Raw genomic sequence first — 11740 nt, forward strand, 5'->3', positions numbered from 1 at the left:
ACAGACCCTCGCTGCGTTCGTCCGAGCCCCGCATCGCCCCCTCGCTGGCTGCATTCTCCACGACCGTAGAGAATCACGACAGGCCGGCAGGCAACAGACCATTTTCCGCGTCCTGGTAAGGGTCCGATCCGGAAATTCGGATTGCCGCTGATCCGGCAGTACCACGCTGTTCGTCAGGCAAGAATGTTATCCATTGCGCCTTGCGCCTACGCTTAAGGGGCTCTGACATCAAACGTTTTCAATGTGTTAGCTGTGCCCTCCCCGGGGGACTCATCCCCATAAAGTCTTTCCCCTCCCTGACCCTGCTTCCCCTCCGCCACCGTGCTCCACGACGCGCCCCTCTGTCCCAGGGGCGCCCACAGCACACGGAGACGGATGAATGGACGACAAGACCGGCGGCCTTCCCCCACGCTTCCTGCGCACACCCGAGGCGGCCCGCTTCCTCGGCCTGTCCACCCGGACGATGGAGAAGCACCGCCTCTACGGCACCGGCCCGCGCTACCGCAAGATCGGCGGCCGGGTGGTCTACGCCGTCGAGGACCTGAAGAGCTGGGCCGACCAGGGCCTGCGCACCTCCACCTCCGATCCCGGCGTCGGCACCGTGCGGCCGGCCCGGCCGGCACGCCGCTGAGGCCGTGCCATGGACGGGGTCTTCCGCGACGGCGACCGCCAGATGCAGCTCGACCTGTTCGTGGCACTGCCCGGCGACATGGCGGTGCGTGACCAGCAGGACTTGATGGCGCACCCGTTCTTCTCGCTCGCCAAGTCGAAGCGCACCGAGCCCATCGACTACGCCGCAGGCGACACGCGCATCCGCGTCGAGGGCACCGCCGAGCACGGCCTCGCCACCATCTGGGACGCCGACGTGCTGATCTGGGCGGCCAGCCAGCTCGTCGAGGCGCGCGACGCCGGCCTGCGCACCGCGCGCCTGATCAGCGCCACACCGCACCAGATCCTCACCTTCACCGGTCGGGGCGCTTCGCTGCGCGACTACCAGCGCCTGCGCGCCGCGCTCGACCGGCTCCAGGCGACCACGGTGGTCACCAACCTGCGCCAACCCGACCTGCGGCGCCGGCACCGCTTCTCTTGGATCAATGAGTGGAAGGAACGCACCGACGCCGCCGGCCGCCCGCTCGGGCTGGAGCTGATCCTGCCGGACTGGTTCTACCAGGGCGTCCTCGCCGACGCCTTCGTGCTGACCATCGGGCGGGAATACTTCGGCCTCACCGGCGGCATCGAGCGCTGGCTGTACCGGCTCGCCCGCAAGCACGCCGGCCGCCAGTCCGAAGGCTGGGCCTTCGACTTCCGCCACCTGCACGTCAAGTCGGGCAGCCTTGCCCGCTTCGCCAACTTCGCCATCGACCTGCGCACCGTTGCCCGGCGCCAGCGGCTGCCGGGCTACCGGCTGGCCGTCGAGCGCCAGCCGGACGGTAGCGAACGGCTGCGCTTCGCGCCGCGCGGCCCGGTCGAGGCGCCGATGAACGCCGCAAAAGTTATCCACAAACACGGGGGATAAACCGGTGAGACCGCTCGTGCTATCGGGTGTGCAACCGTTCGTGCCATCGGGTGCACGGCACTCGTGCTATCGGGTGCACGGACACCATTCAAGCCCTTGGACTACAGGGCCGATTCGCGCCCTTAACATATCTAACGGAGACTCTAACGAGTCTTTGTTGTTGGGGCAGCGGAATCATGGGGACGGGCGGTATGCCGTCCGATTCCGGAGGGCGGCGTCATGATCGTGGCGCTGCTCAACCAGAAGGGCGGCGTCGGCAAGACGACGCTCGCCACCCACCTCGCCGCCGAGCTGGCGCGTCCGGGTCACCGGGTCCTGCTGATCGACGCCGATCCCCAGGGCTCCGCCCTCGACTGGTCCGTGCAGCGCGACCGTGGGGGGCTGCCCCGGCTGTTCGCCATGACCGGGCTGGCGCGCGAGACGCTGCACCGCGAGGTGCCGGAACTGGCCCGCGGCTACCAGCACGTGGTCATCGACGGGCCGCCGCGCGTCACCGGCCTTGTCCGCTCGGCGCTGCTGGCCGCCGACCTCGTGCTGATCCCGGTGCAGCCGAGCCCCTACGACGCTTGGGCCTCGGCGGAGCTGCTGCGCCTGCTCGAAGACGCCCGCGACTGGAAGCCCGGCCTGGAGGCGCGCTTCGTCCTCAACCGCTGCATCGCCCGCACGCTGCTGCTGCGCGACGCCCGCCGGGAACTCGCCGGTACGCTGCCGCCGGCCCTGGCAACGACGGTGGGGCAGCGCGTCGTCTTCGCCCGTTGCGCCCGCACCGGCCGGCTGGCGGCCGAGGAAGCCCCCGGATCGCTGGCCGCCCGCGAGATGGTGGCGCTTGCCGCAGAAGTGCTGGGGACGGCGCGATGAACGGCGGGCGGATCGGCTTCGGGGCGCGTCCCGGCACCCCCGACACCTGGGTGCGCCGCGGCGATGAGGCGGCGACTCCCAAGGCGGACCTCTACACCGCCCGGCTCACGGTGGACGTCACCCCCGAGTTGCGCGGGCGGATCAGGATCGCCGCCTTCCGCCGGGGTGTGACCATGGCCGTGCTGCTGCGCGAACTGCTGGACGGCGCCTTTCCCGAGGAGGGCAGTTCCTCATGATCGTGGCGCTTGTGAACCAAGCCCGTGGTGCTGGTCGGACGACGCTGGCCGTGCATCTCGCCGGCGAGCTGGCGCTCCAGGGCAAGCGGGTGGCGCTGCTCGACACCGACCGGCGCTCCGGTGCCCTGGAATGGGCCGAGTGCCGGCGGCGCAACGATTTGCCGGCGCTGTTCGAGACCGTCGGCATCGCCAGCCCGGACCTGCGTTGCGGCGTCTGGGGCCTGCACGCCCGCTTTGACCACGTGATCATCGACACCCCGGCGGCGTCCACTCCGGCCCTGCGTGCGGCGCTGTTGGCGGCGGACACCGTGCTGGTGCCGACGCACCCCGAACGGGACGCCGTGGGACGCTGCGCCGCCACCATGCAGTTGGTGGTCGAGGCGCTGGCGGTCGAGCTGGCCATGACGGCGTCGGTGGTCATGACGCATGCCCCCGCGGGCCTGGAGATCGAGCCGGGCACCGAGATGACCGTCTGCGGCCTGCGCCTGCCCGTGGCCGCCGCGGTGGTCGGTGAACGGATGAGCTTCGCCATGAGCCGGAGCACCGGGCTGCTGGTGCAGGAGATTGACTTCGTCGGGCCGGCCGAAGTCGATGTCCGGCGGCTGGTCGATGAGGTGTTCGGCCGTGGCCGGACAGCGAAAACGGGCTGAGCGAGGCGGGGTCCGGGGCGGTTCCGGGACCGGGCGTGGTGTGGCGCAGGAACGGCGGCAAAGACAGGCGTCCGACGGCCAACGGAAAGAATAGGTTGCGGTTGTTTGGGAAGTAGGAAGGGCCATTCAGCAAGATAAAAGAGCGTCTACGGCGTCGTTTCGTCCCGTTCCAGATCAACAACTTATCTGTATTACAGAGATGCTTGGGAATGCAGGCGCATTCAACGCGCCGATCCTCTTAACTCATCCGAGATGTTGAGAAGGAGCGGCGTGTGGCTCAACGATGATCATGCCGGACTTTTGTCCGGTGATTTGTGGGGTGGAGCATGGGAAAGCGGTTCGGCCTGTTCGGCGGCATCCTCGACGACGACGGCTTCAAGGCGCGTATGAAGGCGCTGGCCGACCGTGGCCGCCGCCTCGCTCGCGCCTACACCCGCCGGCCGATGCAGAAGGTCCGCGTCAAGGGCGCGCCGCCGCAGGCCGGTCCCTACGCCCGCCCAGTGATGGTCAAGGTGCTTTACCACGACCGCGCCCGCGGCGCCTACCCGAACACCGTCTCGGCGCTGGCCAACTACCTCGCCAAGGAAGGGCCGCTGTTCGACCGCGAGCGGCTCGGCATCGACACCGCCGGGATCGTGGACGCGTGGTCGGCCGACCGCCGGGTGTTTCACCTCATCGTCAGCCCGAACGACGGGCACCGCATCGACGACATGGTGTCCTACGGCCGCGACGTCGTCGCCGCCTGGGAACGCCGGGTCGGCCCGCTGGAGTGGGTGGCCTCGGTCGAGCGCAAGCCCGACATGGCGCATCCCGACGGCAACCAGCACCTGCACATCATGGTGCGCGGCGTCCAGCACGACCGCGACCTCCACCTCGACCCGGACGTCGTCTCGCGCTGGCTGCGCCATGACGCCGTCGAGGTGACCACCGACCGCCTGGGGTACATGACCGAGCGTGAGCGCCGCGACTTCGAGCGCCAACTCGTCGAGATGCAACGGCTGCGCGAACAGCAGCGTGGCCGCGAGGCCGGGCGCGACGACCTCCACGATCTGGGAGGGCGCGAGCTGTGACCGCTTCCATCCGCCGCGGCGCAACCCTGCTGCTGGTCTGGCTCGCCGCCGTCTTCGCCATCACCGAGCTGACCGGCTGGCTGTTCGCCTGGCCGGCCGTCTTCGGCGGGTGGCGCGTCGGTCCTTTCGCGCTCTACTGGCCCGGCCAGTTCCTTGGCTGGCGCGGGCTGCTGGCCTCCGGCCACCGCTGGATCGTCGATGGTGCTGCGGTGGTGTCGGGCCTCTGCGCGCTGGCGCTGGCCGCCCGCGTCGTCCTCGACCTCCGGGGCACCCGCCAGCCGGGCTTCGGCGCCGGCCGCTGGGCCGACCGTGCCGCCGTGCGCCGCAGCGGCCTGCTGGGCGGGGGACGGCGATGACCGACCGCTCCTCCGTCATCCTCGGGGCCTACGGCCGCGACCTGCTGCACGAGCGCACCATGCAGCCGATCCTCGTCATCGGCCCGACCGGTTCGGGCAAGACCACCACCACCGTGCACCCGACGCTGCTGGCGGCCTGGGACGAGAGCGTGGTGGTCTGGGACTTCAAGGGCTCCGTCACCGAGGACACCAGCCGCGCCCGCACCCGCTTCGGCGACGTCATCGTCCTTGACCTCGCTCGCCGGGGCGGCTCCCGCTACAACCCGCTGATGGCGGTGCGGCCGGAGCCGTACCTCGTCCCCGACTGCCAGCACGCCGCCCGCGTCCTCACCGAGGGCGAGCAGGAGGGGCACTGGCGCAACGCCGCCTTCTCCTATCTCACCGGCGTTTTCGTCTACCTCCTCACCGCCGCGGCCGATTCCGAGAAGTCGCTGGCCGGTGCGCGCCGGCACATCCTGCTCGGCGACGATGGGCTCAAGCTGATGCTGGCCGAGGGCATCCACCCGACCGCCCAGCGCGCCGCCCAGGAACTGTGGGACAAGAGCCTGGCGCTGGCCGAGGAGCGCGGCACCGGCGAGGGCGAGGGGAAGGGACGGCCGGGCGGCGGCTCCGCTCCCCCCGACAAGAGCCTGCACTACCGCAAGTCGGTCTACGTCACCGCCTCGGTGCTGCTCGCCGAGTTCGAGGACTCGGTCCTGGAGGAGCAGACCGCCGCCAGCGACTTCTCGATATCCGACCTCGTGGCCGGCGCGCGGCCGGTCACCCTCTACATCGTCGCCCGCCCGCTCGACGCCCGGCGGCTGAAGCGCGTGTTCAAGCTGATCCTGACGCAGATGGTGGATTTCCTCACCATCGACCGCAACCTGGCCGACGACGGCCGGGCGCGGCGCTGGCGGCTGCTGGTGGCGCTCGACGAGTTCCTGCAGTTCCACCTCCGCGAGGCGGCGGAGTGGATCAAGTACGTCCGCGAGTACGGCATCCGCCTGCTCCTCCTGGCCCAGAGCCTGTGGGAGGTGGAGGAGGAGTACGGCCGCGGCCTCACCGCCAACTGCCGGCTGGTGGTCTTCCGCCCGAACTCGTCGGACGAGGCCGAGCGGATCAGCCGGATGGTCGGCGAGGCGATCGAGGAGGTGCCGACGCGCTCGACCTCCAAGGGGCTGCTCGACCTCTTCCCCACCGTCAGCCGCGGCGTGCGGGTGGACCGCCGGCCCGTGATGCCGATGCACGAGGCGCTGGAGATGGGCGGGGACGACCTGATCGTCTTCGGCTACGGCAAGCCGATTCGCGCCACCCGCCTGCACCCCTACGCCGATCCGCTGTGGCGCCCGCTCTACGGCCGCGCCGCGGCGGCCTGGACTCCCAACCCGGACGCCAACCGCTGGTTCGGCACCGCCGACCCGGCCCCCGAGGGCGATGCGCCCGCGGCGCCCCGGCGTCCCGGCAAACCCCCGAGGCTCTGGACATGACGGACACCCCCGACACCACCGCCACCCGCCCGGTCTCCGCCCGCGTGCCGGTGCTGCTGGCCGACCAGATCGCCCTGGTCCAGGCCCGCCAGGGGCTGCGCACGCTGAGCGACGCGGTGATCCACGTGCTCGACAAGGGACTCGACGCCATCGCCCACGAACGGGCGAAGACCGAGCGGCTGGAGGCCACTGTCGCCCGCATCGACGACCTGCTGATCACCGTGGTCGCGGTCCTCAACCTCGTGCACGACCTCGACCCGGCGGACGTGGCCGCGACCAAGGCGGCGATACTGGAACAGCTCGGCCATCCCCGGCGCACGGTGCCCAGCGTGCGCGACGGCTTCCACCCGAAGGAGGCCGGCGCATGACCGAGCTGGTGGTGATCGACGAGCCGGCGCGCCGCGAGATGCTGCTGCTGGCGCTGCGCCGGCTCATGGACGGGCTGTTCGGCGACCTGCTGTCCCGCGAGGACGTCGCCAACGTCCTGGTGCTGCCGCCCCTGCGCGGGCAGGGCACCTGCCGGGTGCTGGTCAAGAACGGCCCGTCGCCGGAGTTCGTCCGCGAGGTCGACCCCGACCAGGTGCGCCGCTTCCTCGCTTACGTCGCCGGCTTCCAGCGCAAGGAGCTGCGCCGCGACCGCCCGACCCTCGACGTCACCCTGCCGGAGACCGGCGAGCGCATCCACGCCGACATCGAGCCGGTCACCACCGGCCCGGCCTGCTCGATCCGCAAGCCCTACCGCGGGCGCATCACGCTCGACGACTGGGTGCTGTCCGGTGCCGCGACACCGCTCCAGGCAAGGATCATCCGCCGGCTGATCGATGGGCGCCGCACCGTGGTGATCGCCGGTGACGTGGACACCGGCAAGACCACGCTGCTGCGCGCTTGCCTGGAGGAACCCGCCTTCCGCACCGGGCTGCCGGCGGTGTTGCAGGACCCCTACGAGTTCGAGCCGCCGTGCCCGCACGCCTACGCCATGGTCGCCGACCCGTGGGCCGACCCGCCGGTCACCCTGGAGACGCTGGTCGCCAACGCCCTGCGCGTGCCGATGACGCACCTGGTGCTGGGCGAGGTGCGCCGGGCCGAGGCGCGGCAGATGGTGGTCGGCTGGACCACCGGCCATCCGGGGCTGTGCACCGTGCACGCCGGCTCGGCCTGGGACGCCCTCGACCGCATCGCCCAGATGGTCGGCCTCGGCGTCGTCGCCATGGACGCCTTGCAGATGCGCTGGATCGCCAAGGCGGTGCACGCGGTGGTGCACCTCGCCCGCGACCGCACCGGCCGGCGCTTCGTCAACGAGATCGTCCGGGTCGAGCGCTTCGACCCGGAGCACGGGTTTGTCCTCCGCCCGCTGGGGGCGGGGGAGCTTGACGGTGGAGGTGAGCATGCGGAGCAACGGTAACGTGCGTCGGGGATTGGCCCTGGCGTTGACGCTGGCCGCCCTGAGCGGGCCGGCACGGGCGCAGGTGATCGCCAATCTCGGCGCGGAACTGCTGTCCTGGCAGGCGGTGTTCGACACCAACTTCGTGCCGATCGCCGTCACCGCCGGGCTGCTGCTGGCGTTGGTCGCGGCGATGTTCTCCCGCATCGCCGGCGTGGTGGTGTTCGTCTTCACCGTGGCCGGTGCCGCCGCCTACGGTGCCCGCGACGCCATCATCGCGCTGGCGGGGGGCTGAGTCGTGGAGACCCCGCTGCCGCCGCCGTTGGTCCCCGACGGCTGGGAGAAGCCGGTGCGCCGCACCTCGGTGCGGCCGACCAAGATGCCGCTCGGCGTGCCCATGGAACTGCTGGCCATCGCCGTTTGGCTGGCCGCGGAGCTGTGGCTGGCGCTGGGTGCCATCCCACAGGCGGTGGCGGGGTTCCTGCTCGTCTTCCTGACGGCGCGCTATCTGACGCGCCGCGATCCCTGGTGGCTGGAGATCGTCCGCCAGAACGCCTCGGCCTGGCTGCTGCGGGCGTTGCGCACCCGCGGCGCCTCGCTGTCCCTCTCCTCCTACCGCGCTCCGAGGTGAGGCATGCTCGACCTGACCGCCTTCGACGACGGCTTCGATTCCCTGTCCCGGCACCTGCCGTGGGATTGCTTCGTCTGGCCCGGCGTGGTGCTGCTGGAGGAGGACGGCGCGCTGATGGCCGTCATCGAGTACGGCGGCCGCGACCAGGACGGCCAGGACCCAGCCGAGCGGATGCAGACGGCGCTGGCCGCCGGCAACGTCCTCTTCCCCTTCACCGGCGGCTGGACCTTCCATTTCGAGATGCAGCGACGGTCCGCTGGTGGTTACCCGGGTTCAACAGGCGCGCACCCCGTCTCCGAGCTGATCGACGGCGAGCGCCGCGCCCGGCTGGACGAAACCGGGTGCCAACTGCGCACGCGCACCTTCGTGGCGATCACCTACACGCCGTCCCGGCCCACCACCCGCACCGTGGCCTCCTGGTTCACCCGCAACCCGCCCGAGCGCGCCAAGCCGGACGTGATGCGCGACCACGTTGAGCCGTTCCGCCAACTGGTGCTCCAGTTCGCGTCCCTGCTCGGCCGGGCGGTGGGGTGGGCGCACATGCTGGACGACGACGGCGTGCAGACCCTGCTGCACAACTGCGTCTCGCCGCTCTACCAGCGCCACGTCACCGCCCCCGACATCCCCGGCTTCCCGATCAAGGCCAACCTCGTGGACGTCGGCTTCAAGCCCGGCTCGTTCCCGGCGTGGAGCAACGGCGGGACCGAATGGCCGGTCCGCCTGATCGGCATCGGCGGCTATCCCAAGGTCAGCCACCCCGGCCTGCTCAACGTGCTGGACAAGCTGCCCTTCGCGTTCCGCTGGTCGGTGCGTTTCGAGGCGATGGACCACGTCCAGGCGCGTGGTGTCTTCGCGGCGCTGTGGCGCAAGCACGACGACACCTCCTACGACTGGCGCTCGGTGCTGCTGCGCGCCGTCGGCGGCTACGCCGCCCTGCGCCACGACCCGGTCGGTGTCATGGAGGCGCTGGAGGCGGAAGCCGCCCGGCTGGAGGCCGAGCAGGCCGGCACCAGCTCGGGCTGGATGACGCCCACCGCCGTGCTGTGGGGCCGCTCCGTCGAGGAGGTGGAGGAGCGCCGCGACGAACTGGTCAAGGCGCTGCGCACCCTGGGCTTCACCGTGATCGAGGAAACCTGGGGCGCCGAGCGCGCGTGGTACGGCACGCTGCCCGGCCATGTCCGCCCGAATCCCCGCAAGGTGCCGCTGACCCAGGTCCAGCTCGCCGACTTCCTCATCCTCTCCTCGGCCTGGGGCGGACCGGAACGCAACCCGCACCTCAAATGCGATCCCCTCATGCAGTTGGAGGCCGAGGGCGGCACGCCGTTGATGGTTGACATTCACCAGGGCCAGGACGGGGCGGCGCTGGTGATCGGCCCGCCGCGCACCGGCAAGTCCACCGTGCTGGCCTTCATGGGGCACCAGTTCCTCGCCCGCGCGGCCGGTGCCCGCGTCGTCTGGATCGACGTCGACGCCACGGAGAGCACGTCGCTGGTGGCGACCTGGACGGCCGGCGGCGAGTTCCTCTCCATGGGCTCCGGCGACGGGGCGCTCAATGACCTCGCCTTGCAGCCGCTGGCCGACGTCGACACCCCCAACGGCTTCGCCTGGGGGCATGGCTTCGTCATGGACCTGTTGCGCCTTCAGGGCGTGCTGGGACCGGGAAACCTCTCGGCGGCCGAGGCCGGCGACGCGGTGGACGCCGCCCTGCATCTGCTGGCCGTCTCGCCGCCGTCGGAGCGCACGCTGTCGCACCTCGCCCATCTGGTGCAGGACAACATCGTCCGCATCGCGCTGGAGCCTTATTGCCGCGGCGGCCCCTACGGCGACCTCGTCGATGCCGCCGAGGACCGTTTCCTCGGCTCCGCCTGGACCACGGTGGACATCGGCGCGCTCATCGACCGCGGCCCCGGCGCGGCCCCGGTGATCAAGGCGCTGTTCCGCCGCTTCTACCGGCTGTTCGAGGACGGCCGGCCGACCCTGTTCCTGGTCGACGAGGCGTTCAAGGCGCTGAAGCACCAGCCGGCCGAGCTGGACGAGCTGCGCCGGCGCGGGCCGAAGAAGAACGTCGCGCTGGTGCTGGCCACCCACCAGCTCGACGACATCGAGGGCTCGGCCATCGCGGCGATGCTGAAGACCATCCAGGTCCTGGTGCTGCTGGCCGACCCCAACGCCGCCAAGCGCGCCATCCTGCGCGACTGGGGGCTGAACGCCACCCAGGCCGCCCAAGTCGCCCGCGCCATGCCGCGCCGCGACGTCTTCTTCAAGACCCCCGAGGGCAGCCGGCTCGGCCAGCTCACCCTCGATCCCGCCGCCCTGGCGGTCTGCGGCTGCGGCGGGGCGGCCCATAAGCGCCGGGCCTTCGAGCTGAGGGCCGACGTCGGGCCGCAGCGTTTCGCCGTGGAATGGCTGCGCCGCAACGGCCTGAAGGACGCCGCCGACACCCTGGAGACGACCCATGAAGGAGGACCATCATGAACACGCGCTGGATGCGCACGTCCACGGCCATGGCCGTGATTCTCGCCGTCACCATCGGTTCGCCGCCTCCGGCCCACGCCTTCCTGGGCGGGCTGCTCAACAGCTTCTTCGGCGGTGGTGGCGGAGGCGGCTGCTTCTCCGAGGGCGGCGACGGGCTGTTCGGCACCGCGCTGTCCGTCGCCGCCGGTTACGTCACCGGTGGCGCCGCCGGGGCCGCCATGGGGGCCGGCTCCAGCCTGACGGGGAGTGGCGGCTCCCAGGCGCCCGGCTGCCCGATCATGGAGAGCGAGCCCCTGATCGTCGAAGGCATGGTGCAGCGCCAGGAGGTCGAGATCATCGCCCAGACCGCCCACATGCTGACCCAGATCGACAACATGATTCGCATGCGCCGGCTGTCGGACCTCGACACCCGCGTCGCGGTCGCCGTCCGGCTCGGCGACGCCCGCCGTACCGCCGGCCTGGTCGACCGGGTGCTGTGGAGTCTGGACGGCGTCGGCCAGCAGTTCGCCGACCTCTACCCCGACGCCCTGCCGGAGGGGATGACCGCCGCGACGCTCGCCGGGCACCAAGCCGAACAGGCCCGGCTCGCCCGCGACGCCAGCCGGGCCAGCAAGCTGGTCTCGGCCGACGTCATGACCGGCATCGAGGGCTACCCGGCGCGCGCCCAGGCGCTGATGGCGGCGCTGAAGGCGTGCGACGGCCAGACCTGCGCCATCGACGCCGGCACCCAGGCGACGCTGCTGAACGCCGAGGTCGCCGGCCAGCTCCTGATGATGCAGGCGGCGCACCACCGGGCGGCGGAAGCCCAGCTCGACTACGAGCAGGCTGCCGTCGAACGCGCCCGCCAGCACACCCGCATCAACTGGCAGGGCCTCGACACCTACGGCGTGCCGGGGAGCTGAACCATGAGCATCCGGCACATTCTCCTCGCTCTCGGTGCGATGCTCCTCGTCAGCGTCATCGGCGCCGTCGCCTTGGTGCTCTACGTCCGCTCCGACGACGGGGCGTCCGTCCTGGAACGGTTGGAGCGCAGCAACCCGGCCTGGGAGGGCATCGACCGGTATGAGCGGCCGGTGCCGGCCCGCCCTGTGCGGGAGTGAC

General features: G+C 71.2%; 15 protein-coding genes. All 15 read left to right on the plus strand.

The window, feature by feature from the left end:
* Window positions 1-379: 379 nt before the first annotated feature.
* The 15 genes from ACFPMG_RS10890 to ACFPMG_RS10960 all read left to right on the plus strand — a co-directional run bounded on the left by ACFPMG_RS10890 (window position 380) and on the right by ACFPMG_RS10960 (window position 11739).
* Window positions 380-631: a helix-turn-helix transcriptional regulator gene (locus ACFPMG_RS10890; protein WP_376995143.1), complete on the plus strand. Its 252-nt coding sequence runs from the start codon at window positions 380-382 to the stop codon at window positions 629-631.
* 9 nt (window positions 632-640) lie between these two features.
* Entirely contained in the window at window positions 641-1516 is an 876-nt protein-coding gene (locus ACFPMG_RS10895) for a replication initiator protein A (protein ID WP_376995144.1), read from the plus strand.
* Between the two features lie 219 nt (window positions 1517-1735).
* On the plus strand, window positions 1736-2374 hold the full coding sequence (gene parA, locus ACFPMG_RS10900) for a ParA family partition ATPase (protein ID WP_376995145.1): 639 nt from the start codon (window positions 1736-1738) through the stop codon (window positions 2372-2374).
* A complete protein-coding gene (locus ACFPMG_RS10905) occupies window positions 2371-2610 on the plus strand; it encodes a chromosome partitioning protein ParB (protein ID WP_376995146.1) in 240 nt (79 codons plus the stop codon). Before parA ends, ACFPMG_RS10905 begins: the two co-directional genes overlap by 4 nt.
* The gene (locus ACFPMG_RS10910; protein ID WP_376995147.1) at window positions 2607-3260 is read left to right on the plus strand and encodes a division plane positioning ATPase MipZ; all 654 of its coding nucleotides are present in this window, start codon (window positions 2607-2609) and stop codon (window positions 3258-3260) included. The genes ACFPMG_RS10905 and ACFPMG_RS10910 overlap by 4 nt, the downstream gene beginning before the upstream one ends.
* 326 nt (window positions 3261-3586) lie before the next feature.
* Window positions 3587-4330: a hypothetical protein gene (locus ACFPMG_RS10915; RefSeq protein ID WP_376995148.1), complete on the plus strand. Its 744-nt coding sequence runs from the start codon at window positions 3587-3589 to the stop codon at window positions 4328-4330.
* Complete coding sequence (locus ACFPMG_RS10920) at window positions 4327-4686, plus strand: hypothetical protein (RefSeq protein WP_376995149.1); 360 nt, start codon at window positions 4327-4329, stop codon at window positions 4684-4686. The genes ACFPMG_RS10915 and ACFPMG_RS10920 overlap by 4 nt, the downstream gene beginning before the upstream one ends.
* On the plus strand, window positions 4683-6152 hold the full coding sequence (locus tag ACFPMG_RS10925) for a type IV secretory system conjugative DNA transfer family protein (protein WP_376995150.1): 1470 nt from the start codon (window positions 4683-4685) through the stop codon (window positions 6150-6152). The genes ACFPMG_RS10920 and ACFPMG_RS10925 overlap by 4 nt, the downstream gene beginning before the upstream one ends.
* The gene (locus tag ACFPMG_RS10930) at window positions 6149-6520 is read left to right on the plus strand and encodes a hypothetical protein (protein ID WP_376995151.1); all 372 of its coding nucleotides are present in this window, start codon (window positions 6149-6151) and stop codon (window positions 6518-6520) included. The genes ACFPMG_RS10925 and ACFPMG_RS10930 overlap by 4 nt, the downstream gene beginning before the upstream one ends.
* Window positions 6517-7554, plus strand: a complete 1038-nt coding sequence (locus ACFPMG_RS10935) for an ATPase, T2SS/T4P/T4SS family (protein WP_376995152.1) — start codon at window positions 6517-6519, stop codon at window positions 7552-7554. Before ACFPMG_RS10930 ends, ACFPMG_RS10935 begins: the two co-directional genes overlap by 4 nt.
* On the plus strand, window positions 7538-7828 hold the full coding sequence (locus ACFPMG_RS10940) for a hypothetical protein (protein WP_376995153.1): 291 nt from the start codon (window positions 7538-7540) through the stop codon (window positions 7826-7828). The genes ACFPMG_RS10935 and ACFPMG_RS10940 overlap by 17 nt, the downstream gene beginning before the upstream one ends.
* 3 nt (window positions 7829-7831) lie before the next feature.
* The gene (locus tag ACFPMG_RS10945; RefSeq protein ID WP_376995155.1) at window positions 7832-8164 is read left to right on the plus strand and encodes a hypothetical protein; all 333 of its coding nucleotides are present in this window, start codon (window positions 7832-7834) and stop codon (window positions 8162-8164) included.
* 3 nt (window positions 8165-8167) lie between these two features.
* Complete coding sequence (locus ACFPMG_RS10950; protein ID WP_376995156.1) at window positions 8168-10639, plus strand: conjugal transfer protein TrbE; 2472 nt, start codon at window positions 8168-8170, stop codon at window positions 10637-10639.
* Window positions 10636-11541 carry a TrbJ/VirB5 family protein gene (locus ACFPMG_RS10955; RefSeq protein ID WP_376995157.1) on the plus strand — a complete coding sequence of 302 codons (906 nt, stop codon included), beginning with the start codon at window positions 10636-10638 and terminating at the stop codon, window positions 11539-11541. Before ACFPMG_RS10950 ends, ACFPMG_RS10955 begins: the two co-directional genes overlap by 4 nt.
* A gap of 3 nt (window positions 11542-11544) precedes the next feature.
* On the plus strand, window positions 11545-11739 hold the full coding sequence (locus ACFPMG_RS10960) for a hypothetical protein (RefSeq protein ID WP_376995158.1): 195 nt from the start codon (window positions 11545-11547) through the stop codon (window positions 11737-11739).
* Window position 11740: the final 1 nt, after the last annotated feature.

It is taken from the genome of Azospirillum himalayense, from assembly GCF_042657465.1.
GTDB lineage: Bacteria > Pseudomonadota > Alphaproteobacteria > Azospirillales > Azospirillaceae > Azospirillum > Azospirillum himalayense.

Excerpts from the sequence above, each read along its gene's own strand:
- ACFPMG_RS10935 (WP_376995152.1), top strand. The coding sequence starts at position 6,517 with ATGACCGAGCTGGTGGTGATCGACGAGCCGGCGCGCCGCGAGATGCTG.
- ACFPMG_RS10950 (WP_376995156.1), top strand. The coding sequence starts at position 8,168 with ATGCTCGACCTGACCGCCTTCGACGACGGCTTCGATTCCCTGTCCCGG.
- ACFPMG_RS10910 (WP_376995147.1), top strand. The coding sequence starts at position 2,607 with ATGATCGTGGCGCTTGTGAACCAAGCCCGTGGTGCTGGTCGGACGACG.
- ACFPMG_RS10915 (WP_376995148.1), top strand. The coding sequence starts at position 3,587 with ATGGGAAAGCGGTTCGGCCTGTTCGGCGGCATCCTCGACGACGACGGC.
- ACFPMG_RS10895 (WP_376995144.1), top strand. The coding sequence starts at position 641 with ATGGACGGGGTCTTCCGCGACGGCGACCGCCAGATGCAGCTCGACCTG.
- ACFPMG_RS10930 (WP_376995151.1), top strand. The coding sequence starts at position 6,149 with ATGACGGACACCCCCGACACCACCGCCACCCGCCCGGTCTCCGCCCGC.
- ACFPMG_RS10960 (WP_376995158.1), top strand. The coding sequence starts at position 11,545 with ATGAGCATCCGGCACATTCTCCTCGCTCTCGGTGCGATGCTCCTCGTC.
- ACFPMG_RS10905 (WP_376995146.1), top strand. The coding sequence starts at position 2,371 with ATGAACGGCGGGCGGATCGGCTTCGGGGCGCGTCCCGGCACCCCCGAC.
- ACFPMG_RS10940 (WP_376995153.1), top strand. The coding sequence starts at position 7,538 with ATGCGGAGCAACGGTAACGTGCGTCGGGGATTGGCCCTGGCGTTGACG.
- parA (WP_376995145.1), top strand. The coding sequence starts at position 1,736 with ATGATCGTGGCGCTGCTCAACCAGAAGGGCGGCGTCGGCAAGACGACG.
- ACFPMG_RS10925 (WP_376995150.1), top strand. The coding sequence starts at position 4,683 with ATGACCGACCGCTCCTCCGTCATCCTCGGGGCCTACGGCCGCGACCTG.
- ACFPMG_RS10955 (WP_376995157.1), top strand. The coding sequence starts at position 10,636 with ATGAACACGCGCTGGATGCGCACGTCCACGGCCATGGCCGTGATTCTC.
- ACFPMG_RS10890 (WP_376995143.1), top strand. The coding sequence starts at position 380 with ATGGACGACAAGACCGGCGGCCTTCCCCCACGCTTCCTGCGCACACCC.